The organism is Acinetobacter sp. S4397-1 (assembly GCF_024129285.1).
GTDB classification, from domain to species: Bacteria; Pseudomonadota; Gammaproteobacteria; order Pseudomonadales; family Moraxellaceae; genus Acinetobacter; species Acinetobacter lwoffii_C.
In genome coordinates, this window is sequence record NZ_JAMXXZ010000006.1 from 1 (window position 1) to 18,702 (window position 18,702).

An 18,702-nucleotide genomic window follows, 5' to 3' on the forward strand; every position below is an offset into this window, starting at 1 on the left:
TTCCCGAACTCAGAAGTGAAACCTCTTTGCGCTGATGGTAGTGTGGGGTTACCCATGTGAGAGTAAGTCATCGCCAGCTCATTATTCAAAATCCCCCTGCTAAAAAGCAGGGAGATTTATTTTTTTATAAAAAGAAAAATAAAAATCAATCTGCCAGGTCTTCTAATTAACGTTCTCGCTGCTCTTTTTTTATTTTCAGTGTTAAGTTAAAAGCCAAGATAAAAACTAAAAGAGGGAATATAAAATGTCGGTACAGGTTTACAGAAAATGTCTGATCAGTTGCTGTGCTTTAGTATTGGTAGGCTGCCATGCAGAGAATCCTTCACCTTCAGGCAGAGCTACTGATTCTGCTACCGTAAGGTCCAATGCTGCTCAATCTGCTCATCCCATTACGGTTTCCCCGTCCTACACAGTCGAAAAAATTGCGGAGTTTAATGAACCTTGGGCCTTGGTTGAATTGCCCGATCAGCGTTTATTGATCACTGAAAAAGCAGGACAATTAAAGCTGTTTAATCCAAAAAATCGTAACAGCCAAACGATTCAAGATCTTCCCAAGGTCGCTTATGGTGGACAAGGTGGTTTGGGCGATGTTGCCTTGCATCCTGATTTTGCCAAGAACCAGTGGATATATCTCAGTTATGCCGAGCATGGACAGGGCGGATATGGTGCAGTGGTGATTCGTGGCCGGCTGGATTTAAATCAAAACCGGCTGACAGAAGTGAAGCGTATCTGGACTCAAGTACCTAAATTTAAAGGACAGGGGCATTATGCGCACCGTCTGTTATTCGGATCGGATGGTAAACTCTGGATCAGTTCTGGTGAGCGCCAGCAATTTGATCCCGCACAGGATCTGCAATCCAATGCTGGCAAAATAATTCGCCTGAATGATGATGGATCTATCCCTAAAGATAATCCATTTATGAGTCAGGGAACGATTGCACAACAAATTTGGAGCTTAGGGCATCGTAATCCCTTAGGTATGGCATTTGACCCACGAGGGAAACTCTGGGTGATTGAAATGGGACCTAAGGGGGGAGATGAGCTGAATAAAGTGATCAAAGGTAAAAACTACGGTTATCCTCTGGTCTCGAATGGCGACCATTATAATGGTAAGCCGATCCCTGATCACCATACCCGTCCGGAATTTGAAGCCCCTGTGCTGGACTGGACGCCTGTGATTTCTCCTTCAGATCTGCTGTTTTATACAGGCAATATGTTTCCAGCCTGGAAAAATAAAGCCATTATTAGTGGTTTGTCTTCTAAAGCCATTATTGTGGTAGATACTGCACAGTCTCCAGTGAAGGAAGTCCAACGTCTGGATATGAAACAGCGTATACGCGGTGTTATTCAGGCTAAGGCAGGTCATTTGTGGGTAATTGAAGATGGTCAGCGAGCGGGCCTGCTCAAGATGAAAACACCTTAATTTTTTTAAAACTAATGATATTTTCGATACTCAAGTATCAGCTATCTGCTTCACCACTCAACTTATTCCTGTTGAAGGCGAAAATACCTTTTCTACTCTCAAGATCAAAGAAAAAGGCCCTTACTGTTGTTAGGGCCTTTTCAGATTTTGAAGGATCACTGCTGTGATACTGCATAGCCTTTTGCTAGTGCTATTTTTATTGTTATTGCAAGACGCCTTGTCTTGGTAGGTTCTCAATATAAGTCTCTGCTTACTCTGCTAAATACTGCAGTTTGGTAAATACTGTGGTAGGTCAGAGCAGAGTTCGGCATCGACCATTCACTTAAGCACTGACATATTGAATCAGCTTATCCAGTGCAGATTTCAGGTTTTTAGTATCAAACTGATTGCCTTGGAAAGAATAATCCTTATTTCGGTTAAAGATGTCACGGATTTCGATCACAGCATTGGTATCTATCATACCGAGCTGGGTGGCCACTTGGCGAATCTGGTCAATCGATCGTGAACCATTGGTGGCACCATAACTCACGTAGGCAGCAGGTTTGCCTTGCCATTCTTTAGCGAGATAATCCAGTGCATTTTTCAGGGCAGGGCTATAACCATGATTATATTCCGGACTAATAAAAATAAAGGCATCAGCAAGTGCAATCTTATCGGCCCAATCCTGCTGTTTAGGCTGGTCATAAATTCCGGTCAAAGGCAGATTGGCACCAGCAAACAGAGGTAAATCCCATTCTTTTAGATCGACAATTTCAGCTTCTACCGTGCTAAACCCTTGGCTTTTAATTTCCTCTAAGGCCCAGTGAGCGACTTTAATGGCGGTACGGCTTTCACGAATGCTGCCCACAATAATATAGATTTTCATGGTTTTTCCTTTTCTTATGAGGAGAGAGTGCCACCCTAATCGATTTTACCAAGATGCAGTAGCAGAAGTTTGTATGGATTTTAAAAAAAGCTCCTTCAGGAGCTTTTTTTAAATATTAGAGAAGGAGGGAAGTTTTACATCAATTTGACACCCTGCTGGCCTGCAGGTGTGACCTTGAATATTTCCACTTCAAACGTAATATTTTTGCCAGCCAGTGGATGGTTGAAATCCACCTCGGTAATATCATCATTGACCGATTTTACTACACCGTACAGGGTAGTTTTAGCCTTGTCTTCAAACTCGATCATATGGCCTTCGATTGGACGTTCGCCAAACTTGACGGTATCGAATTTTTGTACATTTTCCGGGTTCCATGGACCAAAAGCATCCTCTGGTGGCAGACTGACCGTACGGCGGTCACCGGCACGCAGACCAAACAAGGCCTTTTCAAAGCCTGGTAACAGATTGCCATCTCCAATCGTTAGGCTTACCGGTGCTTCACGGCTGCGGGTATTGTCAATTTCTACGCCATTTTCAATAGCGACCGAAAAATGAAGCTCGACTTTAGAGCCGTCTTCAACACGAGTTTCCTCGTTAGGATGAATAAAATCAGTCATGTTGCGCCTGTGCACGTTGAATTCGGTGTTTTTCCAGGAAAAACGTATCGATCAGCATCAGAATCGTGCCCAAAGTAATGGCACTATCTGCAATATTAAAAGCAGGGAAATGGCTATTTTGGTAATACACGTGAATAAAATCGACCACATAACCCAAATAGATACGATCAATTAGATTCCCGATGGCACCGCCTAGAATCAGGGCAATAGCCAAGGGTAATACCTTCATGTGTTTAGGCATACGCATCAGCCAGAACACGAAAATGATAGACACCAAAGCTGCCAGTGAAGTAAAGAAATAACGTTGCCAACCACCTGCATCGGACAGAAAACTAAAGGCAGCGCCATAGTTATGCAGCAATGTCCAGTTTAAAAAGGGCAGCACCGGAATCGGATCTGCGTAATTCAGATGCGTAACGGCAATCCATTTAGTCCATTGATCCAGAATAATGGCCAGAATTGCCAGTCCGATCCACCACAAATTGTGCGGATAGAACTGGAATAAGCCCTTTTTATGCTGTGGATTAGGCATATTTTCTCTCTTCGCCTTGGCCTGTTGGAAGGTTAATAATACAACGACCACAGAGACCTGGATGTGACGCATGGGTATTCACATCAGGCAGTACATGCCAGCAGCGTACACATTTCTCTCCATCGGCAGCTGAAACTTTTACATTCAGCCCTGCCAGATCAGAAGCTTCGCCCTGTGCAGCATCAAAGTCGTTGACGATCACTTGTGAGGTAATCAGAACAAAACGCAGTTCATCATCCAGTTTATCCAGGACCGCTTTCAGTTCATCATTGGCCCACAGCTCAACTTTGGCCGACAGGTTTGAACCTACAGTTTTCGCGCCGCGTGCAGCTTCAATAAACTTGTTCACCGCAGATTTTACTGAAATCAGGGTCTGCCATTCTGCTTCTGTTATCAGGTTGGCAGTTGATGCCACTGGAATCTTATACCATTCCGCTGTAAACACATATTTTTCTGCCTGCTCTGGAATCAGAGGCCACGCTTCTTGCGCAGTAAAGCTTAAGATCGGTGCCATCCAGCGTACAAAGGCTTGGACCAGATGATACAACGCAGTTTGCGCCGAATGACGGGCCTGTGAATCAGCTTTGGTGGTGTACTGACGATCTTTGATGATATCGAGGTAGAAACCACCTAAGTCATTGATACAGAAGTTAGTCAATGCACTGGTCACGATATGGAAATTCATATCTTCATAGGCTTGCTGAATAGTTTTTTGCACGTCCGTCGCACGTTGCAGAATGTATTGATCCAGCGCGATCAATTGATCAATAGGCAAGGCATCCGTTGACGGTTGAAAGCCATTCAGGTTGGCTAATAAGAAACGCAGGGTGTTACGGATACGGCGGTAACCATCAGATGCACGGCTAAAGATTTCTTTACCGGCAGTCATTTCATAACGGTAGTCGGCAGAGGCAATCCAGAAACGTAAACCGTCTGCACCCATATCTTTAATGATGTCTTGTGGGGTAATGATGTTGCCCAAAGATTTGGACATCTTGCGGCCTTTCTCATCAACCACGAAACCATGCGTCAACAAACCTTTGTAGGGTGCACGTTCATTGATGGCAATCGAGGTCAGCAATGAAGACTGGAACCAGCCACGATGCTGGTCTGAACCTTCCAGATACAAGTCAGCAGGATCAGTCAGTTCTTCGCGTTCACGTAGCACGGCAAAGTGCGTTGTACCAGAATCGAACCACACGTCTAGGGTATCGCGAACTGCATTGTAATGTTCTGCATCGGCGCCGATGAATTCAGAAGCATCCCGGTTATACCAGCCATCAATGCCTTCTTTTTCGATCAGTTGAGCCACTTCCTCAATCAGCTCAGGCGTACGTGGGTGCAGTTCATTGGTGTCTTTATGCACGAAGAATGGAATTGGCACGCCCCAGGTACGCTGACGTGAAATACACCAGTCTGGACGGCCTTCAATCATTGCTTCAATCCGGTTCTTGCCCCAGTCCGGCACGAAACTGATTTCATTTTCAATTGCATTCAATGCTTTTGAGCGCAAGCCTTTGGCATCCATGCTGATAAACCATTGCGGTGTAGCACGGAAGATAATTGGGGTTTTATGACGCCAGCAGTGCGGATAGCTGTGTTTGATCGGTACATGGGCCCACAGTTGCTGGCTCTCAGCAAGGGCAGCAATAATTTTTGGGTTGGCCTTATAGATGTGTTCACCTGCAAAAATAGGTGAAGTAGGTAAATACACACCATTGCCGCCCACCGGGTTATCCACTTTCAGATTGTATTGCAAGCCGACTTTATAGTCGTCTACACCGTGGCCAGGCGCAGTATGTACTGCACCGGTACCGCTGGTGGCAATCACGTGTTCACCTAAAATAACCGGTACTTGGCGTTCAGCAATTAAAGGATGCTGTAATTGCAGGTTTTCCAGTTTTGCACCGGCAAAGTCTGCCAGAACTTCCACTGTGCCAAAGCCATAACGTTCTGTTGCAGACTCCACCAAGTCTTTTGCCAGAATGAAGTTTTGATCTGCTTTTTCTTCGCCGCGGGCTTTGACCAGTTGATATTCAATTTCGGCATGCACTGCCACCGCCTGGTTGGCCGGCAGTGTCCAAGGTGTGGTGGTCCAGATGACGATATCAGTTGTATCAGCAACTTCAATGCCTAAACGTGCAGACAAATCCGCTAAATCCACTACGGTAAAACCGACATCAATGGCGTCAGATTTTTTATCTTCGTATTCAACTTCAGCTTCAGCCAATGCTGAGCCGCAGTCCAGACACCAGTTCACCGGTTTCAGACCCGGTTCGATGTGACCGGCTTTGGCAATCGCACCGAGTGAACGAACAATATCGGCTTCCTGTTTGAAGTTCATGGTCAGGTACGGATTGTCCCAGTCACCAAACACGCCCATACGGATAAAGTCTTTTTTCTGTAATTCGACCTGGGTATACGCATATTCACGGCAGTGTTTACGGAAGGTTGCCGCATCAACTTTGACGCCGACTTTTCCGACTTTTTCTTCGACTTTGAGTTCAATCGGCAGGCCGTGACAGTCCCAGCCCGGTACATACGGTGCATCAAAGCCGTCCATTACACGGCTTTTAACGATAATATCCTTCAGGACCTTGTTGACCGCATGGCCCAAGTGAATTTGGCCATTGGCATAAGGAGGGCCATCATGAAGCACATATTTTTTCTTGCCAATACGCGACGCACGAATCTGCTGATAAATGTTGTCGGCATACCACTCTTCTAACCATTTCGCTTCACGTACTGCCAGATTTGCCTTCATTGCAAAGTCAGTACCTGGGAGGTTTAGCGTGGCTTTATAATCCACTGCATTTTCAGGAGTTTGCTTATCGCTCATGCAAGTTGTCTTCCAATTTAATCCGTTGTTTTAACAGACACGTTTTACAATAAAAATATGAGATATTAAAAGGAAAATGTGGGGTGATTTCGACGAAACTCAAGCAGTTTCTCGACATCATCATCAATTCCAGCTTTTAGGGCTTCAAGCGAAGGATAATTCTTTTCGCCATGTAAATAGGTTAAGAATGTCACCCGCATTAACAGGCCATACAGATTAGCAGAAACATCAGGGAAATGTACTTCTAATCGCCATTCCGGATCTGCTTGCTGGATGGCTGGACGGGTGCCGACATGACCTGCGCCAAACAGAGCTGTCGGGTTATAGCCGGTAATACCGGTTTTGCTGGCATCTGCTGCCTGGACTCTGGCTTTCAGGGATTCTGTTTCACACACCACCTCTACACCATAAATACCATGCAGACACGGCTTATGCCGATTCAGGCGGACATTAATCGTGGGAAAATCAATGGTACGGCCGATTTGATCGCCATATTGCACCCGTCCGCTAATGCTATAGGGACGTCCCAAGAGTTTGGCTGCCTGTGCCAGATCGCCAGCTTGTAGCCTTTGACGGATGCGGGTGGAACTGACACGTTCACCATCCAGCACGACGGTATCGAGATTGCTTACCTCAAAACCAAATTCACGTAAAAACTCACTATTACCTTGACGGTTTTTACCAAAATGGAAATCATCACCTAAGACCAGATGATCGGCATTGAGTTTGTCTTTTAAAATCGTGGCAAATTCTTCTGCACTCAGGCTGCGAAAGCGTTCATCGAATTTCGCCACCGCAATATAGTCGACCCCAAGTTCAGTTAGATACTCAACCTTTTCACGTAAGGAGGAAATACGCGGTGGAGCCTCATAACCTTTAAAAAATTCAAGAGGTTGTGGCTCAAAAATCATTACCACTGTTTTAAGCTGGTGCTGTTCTGCGACAGCTTTGAGCTGCCTGATCATGACCTGATGCCCCAAATGCACGCCGTCAAAATTACCAATGGTCACGGCAGTTTTGGCTAATTCAGTTCGAGGCGTTAAGGCATTAAGACGGAGCAGCTTCATGGGCAAATCAGGTGCTTAAAATGTGAAGAGGCTATATATTGCCATAATCTTTAGCTTTCGTCTTGTTGTGTTTTTAGGCAAAGTTTTTCGTTAAAATTCTTTTGAAATAAGTTAAATCGCTGTATTTCAACAATCCACTCCATTTTTCTTAGAACGGATGATGCTGAAAATAATCTCAATGCCCATATATAGCCCTTCAAATATCACGCTTGCTTCAACCGATAGCATCAGCGATTAAGCGGATTTTTATTCTGACCTGTTGAACATCTTTAGACAGAATATTGCGCCTGCTGCTATGACGCTGGCCTGAGAGTAAGTCTGCTTTACCCGGGTCTAGATGTGATGGCTGAACATTGCATTAAAAGAGGATCAGGAATCACACATTTTGGTCTCCCCAAGCGTTCATTCATCTCACCTGACCCAAATATAAAAAATGGTCTGGAAAAGGTGCAGCTTTTTTATTTGCAGCGTTCAAGTATTTACTTTTTAATAGCGGCCATCTATAGAAACTGAAATTGAGTGTTTTATGTCCGAGCATGCATTGGTTATGGCCTTGCCAAGCGAATCCAAGGGTTTGTTTGAGGCAGAAGGAATTGAGGTGCATTACAGCGGTATTGGTAAGGTCAATGCGGCATTTAAAGCTTTTGAGGTGATTCAGACAACCGGCTGCAAGACTTTAATCAATTTGGGGACAGCGGGCAGTTCCCATTTTGATGCCCATGAACTGGTGGAAGTCAGCCACTTTGTACAGCGCGATATGGATGTATCGCCACTCGGGTTTGAAGTGGGCATTACCCCCATGGATCAGCACTTTCCAGGTGCAATCAAGCTGGCACCTTTTTTCACCGATTTACCGCAGGGCATTTGCGGAACCGGAGACAGCTTTGCAACAGGACAGCCTAAAGTTGCCTGTCAACTGGTCGATATGGAAGGCTATGCCTTGGCCAAAGTGTGCAAAAAACTGGACGTACGCCTGATTTCGGTGAAATACATTACTGATGGTGCCAATGACGCAGCACCGCTCGACTGGGAAGACAACTTATTGCTCGGTGCTCAAAAGTTATTATCTTTATATCAAAAAATCAAATAAACGGCAGGTCGGCGACCATAATTATTATGGTCGTATGCCAATCAATTCAAGCCCTGACAATCAGGCTTCATTACGGGGAATTACGCCATACAGCATCATGTGGACAGTATGCTGGACCACACGCTGGTGCATGCTACGATTCCGCAGGGTTTTGCCTGTGATCATTTCTATCTGGGTGGCAAAATCAGCATAGTTTTGCGTCAAGGCCCAAATATTCAAAATCAGTAATTCAGGATCAATATCTTTAGAAATTTTGCCCTGTTCCTGCCAGTTTGAAATGACTTTGGCTTTGCGCTTGACCAGCTTTTTTAGCGGTCCTTTCAGAATTTCCAGAATATGCGGCGCTCCCTGAATAACTTCCAAGGCAAATAAGCGCGAGGCTTTGGGTTGAGTACGCGATACCTCAATTTTTTGCATCAAATAATTGGTGATCGCTTCTTCTGGCTCCAGATCAGCCTCCAGCATTTGCAGGGGTGCGAGCCATTTTTGTAAAACTGTAGTTAACACCTCAACATACAGTGCTTCTTTATTTTCATAATAGTAGAAAATATTCGACTTATGCATTTCCGCAATTTGTGCGATTTCATCCAGACTTGCGCCATTGAAACCATATAAGGAAAAGACATCGAGTGCAGCATTCAGCAGCTGGTTGCGTTTTTGAGTACTCTTTTTTTGTTCCATCAGTAATATTAAAACAATTAAAAAGGGGGATTTTTCATTGTACGTCAAATCATCAGATTTGTGCATCAACTACAATGCTAATTTTTTGAATCATGATGATTTATTCTGTAGATAAGCGATGTAATCAGCATTGACTCGCGCGCCAATGATTAAAATACTAAGGGTATGAAATTATTTAAATTATCACTTAATTAATATAATAGTTTGATTTAAGCCGCTATGGGAAAGATTATTTAAAATTAATTAAGAAAAAAGTGCAAATCAAATCATGAAACCTGTTTAAAATACTCGGCCAATATTATTAAATACTCTCTTAAAATACATTTAAACACTCAACATCAGTTTGAATTTTAGGACAGAAACTCGGGTTAAGAAGATCAGCAGCATATGTGGTATCCACGGTTCCAGTTTAGTCAGCCAGATACTTTTTTGGGGGGTGGCTGGCGCCAAAGCTCGACTATTCGCTTCTGTCATTTAATAACAGATCATGGACTTCAGCCTTGATACAACTTTAGTTCCTAAACTGACCGGATGCTAACGCCTTTTCGATACCAAAACTAGCTTAGCTTTGAGAGCGTTTGACTGATTTATCCCCCTAGGTCTGTGAGCAAAATAGGCCGTGCTTGAGCGACAGAGAAGCTGACGACATTGAGACCTGTTGGCTGTTGGTCGTAGTCGAGAGTTCAACTCTATTTTCCGGTGTTCTTTTGAATGAAAATGCGATTTCTTGCTGGTTATCCTAGAAATAAAATGATGACTAGCAGTCAATAGCCTAGGGGCTGTCCTCATTTGATAAATAGTTCAAAAAATGACTATTTAGATGCTTAAAATTGAATGTTTAATGAAGGAGTTGCTGATTTATTAAACAAGATACAGAGTAATTTGCTTCGTTAAATGAAATGAGGACACGCCCTAGTGGATAGCCGCAATAAAAAAGCCACTTAAAGTGACTTTTTGCAAACAATGGAGCTACGCTGATAATTATAAAAAGCCTGCCGTGCGTCCGGTAAATCATCCACTGAGGCCGGTTCATAACCGTGTTCCAGAAACCAGTGGGCTGTACGGGTGGTCAGAATAAACAGCTGCTGGATTCCGAGGGCTTTGGCTTTACCTTCCAGATAATGCAGGATCTGACTGCCCCGGTTGGATTGCCGGTACGCTGGATCTACTGCAACACAGGCAATTTCTGCAGAACGTAATTCATTGCCTGTGGTTGGAATCGGATACAGGGCTGCACAGGCCAGAATCATGCCATCCCGTTCAATCACGGCAAACTGTCCAATTTCATTTTCCAGACGTTCGCGGGAACGATAAACCAGAATCCCTTCTTCTTCCAGGGGGCGTAGCAGGCGAATCAGACCACCAACATCCTGAATATTGGCCATCCGAACCTCTTCATAATGTGCATCGGTAATCATGGTGCCCGAGCCATCCCGGGTAAACAGTTCTTCCAACAGGGCACCATCATAACTATAGGAAATCAGATGGACACGCTTGACCCCATTTCTGGAAGCTTCCTGTGCGGCTTTTAATTGCAGTACCATGGCCATACTTTGTTCATCCTGACTGGCCGGAACAAGGTAGTCATCTAGCTGCTGCGGAGTGACTTCACGTTTCAGCTGACCCTGGCTATCGAGCAGACCATGCTGTTTCCCCAGAATAATCAGTTTGTCCGCCTTTAAACGAATAGCAGTGTTAGTGGCGACTTCTTCAGCCAGCAGATTAAAGACCTCGCCTGTGGTGGAATAACCGGTTGGGCCTAGAATCACAATATTATGATTATCCAGATGGCGTTGCAGGGCATCAGTATCGATGGCACGGACTTCACCGGTCAACTGAAAATCGACCCCTTCACGAATACCATAGGGCTTGGCGGTCACAAAGTTACCTGACACCGTGTCAATCCGGGCACCATACATAGGCGAGTTGGCCAGACCCATCGACAATAGAGCTTCAATCTGTAAACGGATCGACCCCACCGCATTCAGGACACAATTTAAGGATTCGCGGGTGGTGACCCGGCGCTGCTGATAAAAAGGTGTGTGCAGGCCACAGCTGGCCAGATTCTGGTTAATCTGTGAACGTGCACCATGTACCAGAATCAGACGGATGCCCAAAGAGTGTAAGAGGGCAATATCATGAATAATATGCTGGAAATTTTTATCCAGAACTGCTTCGCCATCAAACATGATCACAAAGGTCTTGTTACGATGGGCATTGATATAAGGCGCAGAATGGCGAAACCAGTGCACATATTGCAATGTAGTACTTTGCGAAGTGTCTGCTGAGTTCATGCCCGGGCCTATTTCAATATACAATTCTCTTTGATTCTAATGAAAAAAAAATGAAGTGGAAGTAGAGAGACAAAAAAACACCTGAAGCCAGGCTTCAGGTGTCTGCAAGACGAGCAGAAAATGGAGCGCGTTTAGCCAATAATTCGGACGATTTTGTTATTGCGTTCGTTCACCAGTACATAGTCATTATTTACTTTGTACCATTGCTGGTAACGGCCGGTATTAGGCAGACGGCGTGCTTCACGGTCGCTGATCTGGAAACGTTTTGAATCGTATTGACGTGGCAGGGTTTGACCTACACGCCAGTCACGGCTCGGGTTGACCATACGGTTATGGTGACGGCGATCATCCTGCCATTTTCTATGGTCTTTTGAATTCCAGTGCGGTGCCGGTTTAGACGGCTGCGAATGGTAAGGTGAATCATAATGGGATGGTGCTGCCATTGCAGAAGTTGCAACCAGAGCACTAAGGGATAACGCGAGGGTAGTTAAAACTTTTTTCATGGCTTTTACCTAAAGAATTTATATCTGTTTTCGATGAAGTTAAATTAACGAATAAGTGGATAGAAAGCGTGAGGCTCATTGAGTGAAATTGTTAAATTGATGAAGAAATTTAGAAGAAAAACAGATAAAAAACCGGCAAACCTTACAGCCCCTCAAAATATAAGCCCAATCAAATAAAAAAATCCCAACAGGGTTGGGATTTTTAGAAGATTAATAGGCTATCTTCGATCAGTCAGTAATGATCCGGATAATATTGTTGGTTTCAGAGTTTACCAAAATATAATCGTCATTTACCTTGTACCATTGTTGCTTGCGGTCCGGTTTGGGCAGGCTATGATTTTTGTATTCAACTTTATAACCATTACCCCGATAATGCTGCGGCATCACATAACCCGGTTGCCAGCGTAATTGCTGCAGGCGTTGTACGCCACGCTCTTCACGCATACGGCGTTTATCATACTGGTCATGCTTATCTTGACGCGCCTTTTTGCCATGACCGCGTGATTCTGTCCGTGGTTCATCATCAAAATGAGGGGCTGCATGGGCAATATTGGTCAGCATGAATGTACAGCAGGAGATCGCGAACGCTACCAAAACCTTTTTCATGTTGAACCCTCACTTAATTTGTTCATTTTCTATAGTGACTAATGTACGGAAAAATTGCAGAGAAACTGTGAAGACCTGGCAGATGTTTTATAACAAATGCTGAGAAATTATGATCATGCCGTGATTTTGCTTCATGTTAGAATAGCTTATAGTTGTCTGATAGCTCAGATATTCACACCCTAACATCTCCTTTTGAACAAGGCAAATGTGCATAGATCCACTCCTTCTATCTGCTGATTCAACCCAGTAAAATCTAGCCAGGGGACTTCGATTTCGTTGCATTTAATTCATTGAGCTGATCAGTTCCATTGTTGGCTTAAACCTCGCAGAAACTGCACTGCTTCCACAATCGACTCGGCCTGTCTTGTATCTTCTAGCGCCACAATCAAGGCGTCAGATAATTGTAAGCTTTCAATATGACGAATCATCTCGATCTTCGATTTTTGATCTTTCATCTGCTTTGATCTCTTAACTAATTTTCAATAAAAACAGTGTATAAGGTCTACAGTTATTTGTAAAACCATTTAAATTTATAAAATTAATTCAAAAATACGATTTATATGTAAAAAAATAGGAAAGCAAAAAAAAAGAGTCCTTATCGGGATAAGTACTCTTGTGTTAACTCAGGGTTGATCCGGCTCAATAGGCATAGTTTAAATCGGTATAATCATTCAGAGATTTCTGAATATGGGCCTGAATAAAAGTCCGTACATCTTCCGCCGTCATGGCCTTGCCCTGATTGCTGATCACATGCTCAATGTCCGGTTGACCTTCAATTTTAATGCGGTACACAAAATGCTTGGCCACCTGATAACGCTCCTCCTGTTTTTCGAGGCCAGTGACGTAATGATAAGAATGTTCAAAATTCAGGTCGGTATGCGAGAACACAAACTGGTCGAACAGTTTCAGCTTTTGGCCGTTTTGGAGCGCCTGAATATCATCAACAATACTGGCTTCAAACTTCATGCCATATTTGGCAGAAATTGGCTGCTGGTCAATCAGGAGAGTGACCATGCCATCTTCCAGGGGGGTCACGGTAATATTGCTTAAGTCAGTCATGGAATACTCACATCAGAATCTGTTCGGCCTAGTATAGGGGAATTTGCAGCAAATCGGCGTCAGGATACTGCTCAGAAGATCGGGTGTTCCGGATCGACTTCCTGTTGTAGGGCAAGGTTTGGGTAGAAATATGATGCAAGTTTCGACTTAATTTGAAAAAACAGGTCAGAGGAGGATGCTGCCAGACCGGTCAATAAGATAATCGCCCGAATGTGGGGGAGCTTAAATTAAGCTCAGAAGCAGGCTAAGTTTAAATACTCATCTTAGAATAAAAAAAGCCAATGCAGGCATTGGCTTCTCAGAAAATAGCTATTCCTGCTCAGTCCTGGGCATCAATGCTTTGACCGTTCATGTGCAAGCTGTCATCACCCATCAGATACAGATAGGCCGGCATGATAGAGTCCGGTGTAGGTAAGGTCTTCGGATCTTCATACGGGTAGGCTTTGGCGCGCATTGCAGTGCGGGTTGCTCCCGGGTTGATGCAGTTATAGCGGATATTGGGATGAACCTGTTCCTTGGCAAATAGCTGGCTGACCGCTTCAATGGCAATCTTGGAGACTGAATAAGCGCCCCAGCGTTCACGTGCCTCACGTCCCACTCCTGAACTGGCAAAGACCACAGAAGCATGTTCGGATTTGGCCAGCAGCGGCAGCAGCGCCTGAGTCATGACAAAAGGCGCACGCAGATTCACGGCCATCAGGTCATCCCAGACTTCTTGCGGATAGTGCGCCAGTTCTACCCGTTCACCTAGAATACCGGCATTATGCAGAATGCCGTCGAGACGTCCAAACTGGCGGTCCAAGGTATTGACCAGCACTTCATAATCCCGTTCGGAGGCACTGGATAACTGTAGGGGCAGGATGGCTGGCTGTGGTGCACCCAGGCTTTCAATCTCATCATAAATGACTTCAAGCTTGTTCAGGGTACGTCCGTGCAGTACCACCGTCGCGCCATGCAAGGCATAGCTGATTGCGGCTGCACGACCAATGCCATCGCCCGCACCTGTAATCAGGATAATACGATCTTTCAGCAGATCGGGGCGAGGTTGATATTCTGAATATTTCATGATCTACCTCCTTATTTGTTATTGTTCAGCGTTTTAGAGATGTTTAGCCCTCAGGACAGCACACTGGGCTGTTGCAATACCAGTTTCTGGATATGCTGATGTAATTCAGCTACATCCTTCACTATATAGTCCGCCTGCCAGGCTGTTAAGTCATCTTTGTATTGCAGTGGTAAATAGCCATAGGCCGCCAGAATAGTATACATTCGGGCATGACGGCCAGCATCAATATCACGAGGATGATCCCCGACATAGATACAGTCTTCAGGCGCAATATTAATCTGCTGGGCTGCCAGATACATCGGTTCCGGATCCGGTTTGGTCCGGGTCACATCTTCCGGGCAGACCAGTACGGCACAGCGTTCAGTCAGATTGAGTGCCTTGAGCAGCGCTTCACTTAGCCAGCGCGGTTTGTTGGTCACAATGCCCCAAGGAATCTCATGTTCTTCTAGCTCTTCCAGCAGAGCATACATGCCTGCAAACAGATCGGTGTCGACGGCAATTTCTGCACCATAGCTGTCCAGAAAATGCTGGCGATGTTGCTGAAGCAGTGGATCTTCCACTTGCAGTTCCGGATAAACCAGCTTGACCATGGCCCGAGCGCCTTCTGATACCTGCGCCCGGATCAGCTCGGCATCGACCAATGGACGGCCTGCCTCATGGCACATCTGCTGGATAATGCGGATAAAGTCGGCAGCTGTATCAATCAGGGTGCCATCCAGGTCAAATAAAACTGCTTTCATGGGGTCGCCTCAGCCGCTTCTTTCACTGTATATACCATGTAGTTCACATCGACATTTGGTGCGAGCCAGTAGCGCTTGGTCAGCGGATTATAGTGCAGACCGGTCATGTCTTTGAGCTTTAAGCCCGCGTTACGAATGTCATGAGCCAGTTCAGACGGCTTGATAAATTTACTGTAATCATGGGTGCCCTTGGCCAGCATACGCAGGATATATTCTGCACCAATGATGGCAAACAGATAAGATTTCGGATTGCGGTTAATGGTCGAAAAGAAGACATGCCCCCCTGGTTTGACCAGTTTGTGGCAGGCCTGAATAATCGAAGCCGGGTTCGGCACATGCTCCAGCATTTCCATACAGGTCACGATGTCGTACTGACCTGCCTGCTCATCGGCCAGCTGTTCCACCGGAATCTGGCGATATTCAATATTGCTGACACCTTCCTGCTCGGCATGAATGCGCGCTACATTTAGCGGTGCTTCGCCCATATCAATTCCCAGCACTTCAGCACCACGGCGTGCCATGCTTTCGGACAAAATTCCGCCACCACAGCCCACATCCAGCACTTTCTTGCCACTTAGTCCGCCCGCATGTTCATCAATCCAGTTCAAACGTAGGGGATTGATCATATGCAGCGGGCGGAACTCGGAATGCTGATCCCACCATATAGCTGCAAATGCTTCAAACTTGGCAATTTCTTGTGGATCAACATTCAATTGCGACATCGGTGTTACCTCAATCAGTTGTGATTATGTAAAAATTTAATTCGCCATAGGGCCAGATAAACTGATTTAAATTCTTGTAAATCAGTACACTTGTTTAGTGTAGCGTTTCTGGCAAAAAAAGCGATAAAAGCCGTAAAAAAGTTCACAGAATAAAAACGAACACGGCATAATTGCTTTATAGTGAACCCATAAACTAAAGATAATGATTTAGAGGACGATAATCCCAATGAAAAAATTTATTTTAGGTACTGTAGCCGCATCTGTTTTGGCATTTTCCGGCAGTGCCATGGCCAATTTTGTGGCAGGTCAGGACTATCAAGTTCTGGCAAATCCAGTCAAAGTTGAAAAACCGGGGAAAATTGAAGTACGTGAATTCTTCTGGTATGGCTGCGGTCACTGTTATACGCTTGAGCCGCATCTGCAAGCCTGGTTGAAAAAACTACCTAAAGATGTGCGTTTTGTGCGTACTCCGGCGGCCATGAATCCGCTTTGGGAGCAGGGCGCACGTGCTTATTATACCTCTGAGGCTTTAGGGGTTCGCCAGAAAGCGCATTTGCAGCTGTTTCATGATATTCACGCCAAGCAGCAGCCAATTCTGGAACAGGCACAGCTGGCAAAATTCTATACCCGTTATGGTATTCCTGAAGCAAAATTTAACAGCACTTATAAATCATTCCCGATCTCATCAAAAATCGCTCAGGCTAAAAATCTGGCTGCTGCTTACCAGTTGAGTGGTGTGCCTGCCGTAACCGTGAATGGTAAATATGTGGTGCAAGGCGACAGTGAAAAAGTGGTTCAAGTGGTGAACTATCTGGTAGACAAGGAACGTAAGGCCAAATAAGCCGGCCCTGATTGAATTGAAAAACCTGCATCCAGATGCAGGTTTTTTTAGATCTTCCAAAATTTATATTTTATTGAAGGTCTGTTGTGCGCGTAGACGGACTGGATAAAACGCCACAGAACAATAACTGCAGCTGTGTCAGGCATTGGGCTTTAAAATGCGCGAATGCTGCCTGATCTGATGCTGGATGGATCTGGGTCTGAAGATGAATCCAGTCCATGGCCCAGTTGAGTGCCAAAGGCAGCAGAATCTGGGCCAGCGCCCTCAGTTCAACCGGAGACTGGAGCGGCTGCAGCGCTGGGATCTGTTGCAGGCCATGCAGCAAATCTTCTACCAGATAATGAATTTCGCGTTCGATTCCCTGACGTAAAAACATACAGCCCCCCCAACGTTCTGCACTTAAAAATATCCAGGCTTGGGGATACGCATCGACCTTCTGAAAAAACAGTTCGACTTTGTCAGCTAGCTGGTTCAGGGAAAAATCAGTCGGTCCGAGCTGGTGCAGCACCCCTTTAATATGCAGTGCAGCCTGATCCAGCAATTCCAGTCCGAGCTGATCCATGTTTTTGAAATGTCGATAAAACGCGGCCGGAACCAGTCCCACAGCCTGCGTAATTTCACGCAAACTGATACTGCTAAAAGCACGGCCTTGACTGCTCAATACTAAGGTGGCGTCCAGCAGTGCCTGACGACTTTGCTGCTTGCGTTCTTCACGTAAAGACATAGAAAACTTCCTGGGCGGATCGTGCAGTGTAGCAAAAATAAAATTCAATCATAGGGTTATCCGCATCTGTCAGATCAGAGCCAATTCAGGCTGAAATACTGCTAATAATTTGATTTTGTAAATGATTACTTTGCTGTCCTGATCTTGGGAGAAGGCTTCTGTTATACTGGACCCCCATTATTTTTAGCCAACAGCAGGACTTATTATGCGTATCGACCAGCGAGCATTAGATCAATTACGTGAAGTAAAAATTACCCGTAACTATACACGTTATGCGGAAGGCTCCGTATTGGTTGAATTTGGTCATACCAAGGTGCTGTGTACGGCCAGTATTGATAATTCAGTACCTCGTTTCCTGAAAGGCAAGGGACAAGGCTGGGTCACTGCTGAATATGGCATGTTGCCGCGTTCGACCCATACCCGTAGTGACCGTGAAGCAGCCCGTGGCAAGCAAAGCGGCCGTACTCAGGAAATCCAGCGTTTAATCGGACGCAGTCTACGCTCTATGGTTGATCTGAAAAAGCTGGGTGAAAATACCATTACTCTGGACTGTGACGTGATTCAGGCGGATGGCGGTACACGTACAGCTGCAATTACCGGTGCTGCAGTTGCCTTGGTGGATGCCATGAATGTTTTGCTGGAAAATAAAAAAATCAAGCAAGATCCGCTCAAAGGTTTGGTGGCTGCCATTTCAGTGGGCATCTATAAAGATGAAGTCCTGCTCGACCTGTGCTATGAAGAAGATTCTAACTGCCAGACCGATTTAAACGTGGTAATGACTCAGGCTGGTGAGTTTATTGAGATTCAGGGAACTGCGGAAGATAAACCGTTTACCCGTGCACAATCCAATGCCATGCTGGAAATGGCCGAAAAAGGCATCCAGGAGCTGGTCAAGAAACAGCAGGAAGCGCTGGGCTGGTAAGTTATTTATTTTATTCATTAAAAAGCACATCTTCGGGTGTGCTTTTTTTATCTGTCATGGTTCTGTAAGCAAAGTATCATCTTGGGGTCACAATTATTGTTTATCTCTGGG

At 45.1% G+C, this 18,702-nt stretch carries 19 protein-coding genes; 4 read left to right on the plus strand and 15 right to left on the minus strand.

All coding sequences use genetic code 11. The features are described 5' to 3' along the window. The first annotated feature begins 244 nt into the window (after positions 1-244). Complete coding sequence (locus tag NI467_RS04960) at positions 245-1,423, plus strand: PQQ-dependent sugar dehydrogenase (RefSeq protein ID WP_174660514.1); 1,179 nt, start codon at positions 245-247, stop codon at positions 1,421-1,423. Between the two features lie 322 nt (positions 1,424-1,745). Here NI467_RS04960 and NI467_RS04965 read toward each other — a convergent pair whose 3' ends face one another. From NI467_RS04965 to ribF, 5 genes are all read right to left on the minus strand, one after another. After that, a complete protein-coding gene (locus NI467_RS04965; protein WP_151205316.1) occupies positions 1,746-2,288 on the minus strand; it encodes an NADPH-dependent FMN reductase in 543 nt (180 codons plus the stop codon). Between the two features lie 134 nt (positions 2,289-2,422). Further along, complete coding sequence (locus NI467_RS04970; protein ID WP_151205317.1) at positions 2,423-2,905, minus strand: peptidylprolyl isomerase; 483 nt, start codon at positions 2,903-2,905, stop codon at positions 2,423-2,425. Then, positions 2,898-3,437 carry a signal peptidase II gene (lspA, locus tag NI467_RS04975; RefSeq protein WP_151208186.1) on the minus strand — a complete coding sequence of 180 codons (540 nt, stop codon included), beginning with the start codon at positions 3,435-3,437 and terminating at the stop codon, positions 2,898-2,900. The genes NI467_RS04970 and lspA overlap by 8 nt, the downstream gene beginning before the upstream one ends. Further along, positions 3,430-6,276: an isoleucine--tRNA ligase gene (gene ileS / locus NI467_RS04980; protein ID WP_151205318.1), complete on the minus strand. Its 2,847-nt coding sequence runs from the start codon at positions 6,274-6,276 to the stop codon at positions 3,430-3,432. The genes lspA and ileS overlap by 8 nt, the downstream gene beginning before the upstream one ends. A 65-nt stretch (positions 6,277-6,341) precedes the next feature. Next, a complete protein-coding gene (gene ribF, locus NI467_RS04985) occupies positions 6,342-7,343 on the minus strand; it encodes a bifunctional riboflavin kinase/FAD synthetase (RefSeq protein ID WP_253151326.1) in 1,002 nt (333 codons plus the stop codon). Between the two features lie 526 nt (positions 7,344-7,869). Between ribF and NI467_RS04990 the strand changes: the two genes are divergently transcribed. Next, on the plus strand, positions 7,870-8,433 hold the full coding sequence (locus tag NI467_RS04990) for a 5'-methylthioadenosine/S-adenosylhomocysteine nucleosidase (RefSeq protein WP_151205320.1): 564 nt from the start codon (positions 7,870-7,872) through the stop codon (positions 8,431-8,433). A gap of 60 nt (positions 8,434-8,493) precedes the next feature. Here the strand turns inward: NI467_RS04990 and NI467_RS04995 are convergent, their stop codons facing one another. From NI467_RS04995 to ubiG, 9 genes are all read right to left on the minus strand, one after another. Next, positions 8,494-9,123: a TetR/AcrR family transcriptional regulator gene (locus tag NI467_RS04995; protein WP_174660611.1), complete on the minus strand. Its 630-nt coding sequence runs from the start codon at positions 9,121-9,123 to the stop codon at positions 8,494-8,496. A gap of 932 nt (positions 9,124-10,055) precedes the next feature. Beyond that, positions 10,056-11,408 carry an amino-acid N-acetyltransferase gene (gene argA / locus NI467_RS05000; RefSeq protein ID WP_151208184.1) on the minus strand — a complete coding sequence of 451 codons (1,353 nt, stop codon included), beginning with the start codon at positions 11,406-11,408 and terminating at the stop codon, positions 10,056-10,058. Positions 11,409-11,539: 131 nt separating this feature from the next. Continuing rightward, entirely contained in the window at positions 11,540-11,911 is a 372-nt protein-coding gene (locus tag NI467_RS05005; RefSeq protein WP_151205540.1) for an RcnB family protein, read from the minus strand. Between the two features lie 228 nt (positions 11,912-12,139). Next, positions 12,140-12,517 (minus strand): RcnB family protein, encoded by a 378-nt coding sequence (locus tag NI467_RS05010; RefSeq protein WP_253151327.1) that lies wholly within the window; start codon positions 12,515-12,517, stop codon positions 12,140-12,142. A 299-nt stretch (positions 12,518-12,816) separates the two neighbouring features. Beyond that, on the minus strand, positions 12,817-12,972 hold the full coding sequence (locus NI467_RS05015) for a hypothetical protein (protein ID WP_253151329.1): 156 nt from the start codon (positions 12,970-12,972) through the stop codon (positions 12,817-12,819). A gap of 184 nt (positions 12,973-13,156) precedes the next feature. Continuing rightward, complete coding sequence (locus NI467_RS05020) at positions 13,157-13,576, minus strand: hypothetical protein (protein ID WP_151205542.1); 420 nt, start codon at positions 13,574-13,576, stop codon at positions 13,157-13,159. A gap of 319 nt (positions 13,577-13,895) precedes the next feature. Next, complete coding sequence (locus NI467_RS05025) at positions 13,896-14,642, minus strand: YciK family oxidoreductase (protein ID WP_253151340.1); 747 nt, start codon at positions 14,640-14,642, stop codon at positions 13,896-13,898. Positions 14,643-14,692: 50 nt separating this feature from the next. Next, the gene (locus NI467_RS05030) at positions 14,693-15,382 is read right to left on the minus strand and encodes an HAD family hydrolase (protein WP_253151349.1); all 690 of its coding nucleotides are present in this window, start codon (positions 15,380-15,382) and stop codon (positions 14,693-14,695) included. Then, positions 15,379-16,104, minus strand: coding sequence for a bifunctional 2-polyprenyl-6-hydroxyphenol methylase/3-demethylubiquinol 3-O-methyltransferase UbiG (gene ubiG, locus NI467_RS05035; protein WP_253151352.1), 726 nt, complete (start codon positions 16,102-16,104; stop codon positions 15,379-15,381). The genes NI467_RS05030 and ubiG overlap by 4 nt, the downstream gene beginning before the upstream one ends. Before the next feature lie 226 nt (positions 16,105-16,330). Here ubiG and NI467_RS05040 point away from each other — a divergent pair, with 226 nt between their 5' ends. Then, complete coding sequence (locus tag NI467_RS05040) at positions 16,331-16,945, plus strand: thiol:disulfide interchange protein DsbA/DsbL (protein ID WP_151204646.1); 615 nt, start codon at positions 16,331-16,333, stop codon at positions 16,943-16,945. A gap of 70 nt (positions 16,946-17,015) precedes the next feature. Here the strand turns inward: NI467_RS05040 and NI467_RS05045 are convergent, their stop codons facing one another. Next, positions 17,016-17,669 (minus strand): TetR family transcriptional regulator, encoded by a 654-nt coding sequence (locus NI467_RS05045; protein ID WP_151206963.1) that lies wholly within the window; start codon positions 17,667-17,669, stop codon positions 17,016-17,018. Between the two features lie 205 nt (positions 17,670-17,874). On the opposite strand from NI467_RS05045, the gene rph reads away from it, so the two are divergent. Beyond that, positions 17,875-18,591, plus strand: coding sequence for a ribonuclease PH (gene rph / locus NI467_RS05050; protein ID WP_151204644.1), 717 nt, complete (start codon positions 17,875-17,877; stop codon positions 18,589-18,591). Positions 18,592-18,702: the final 111 nt, after the last annotated feature.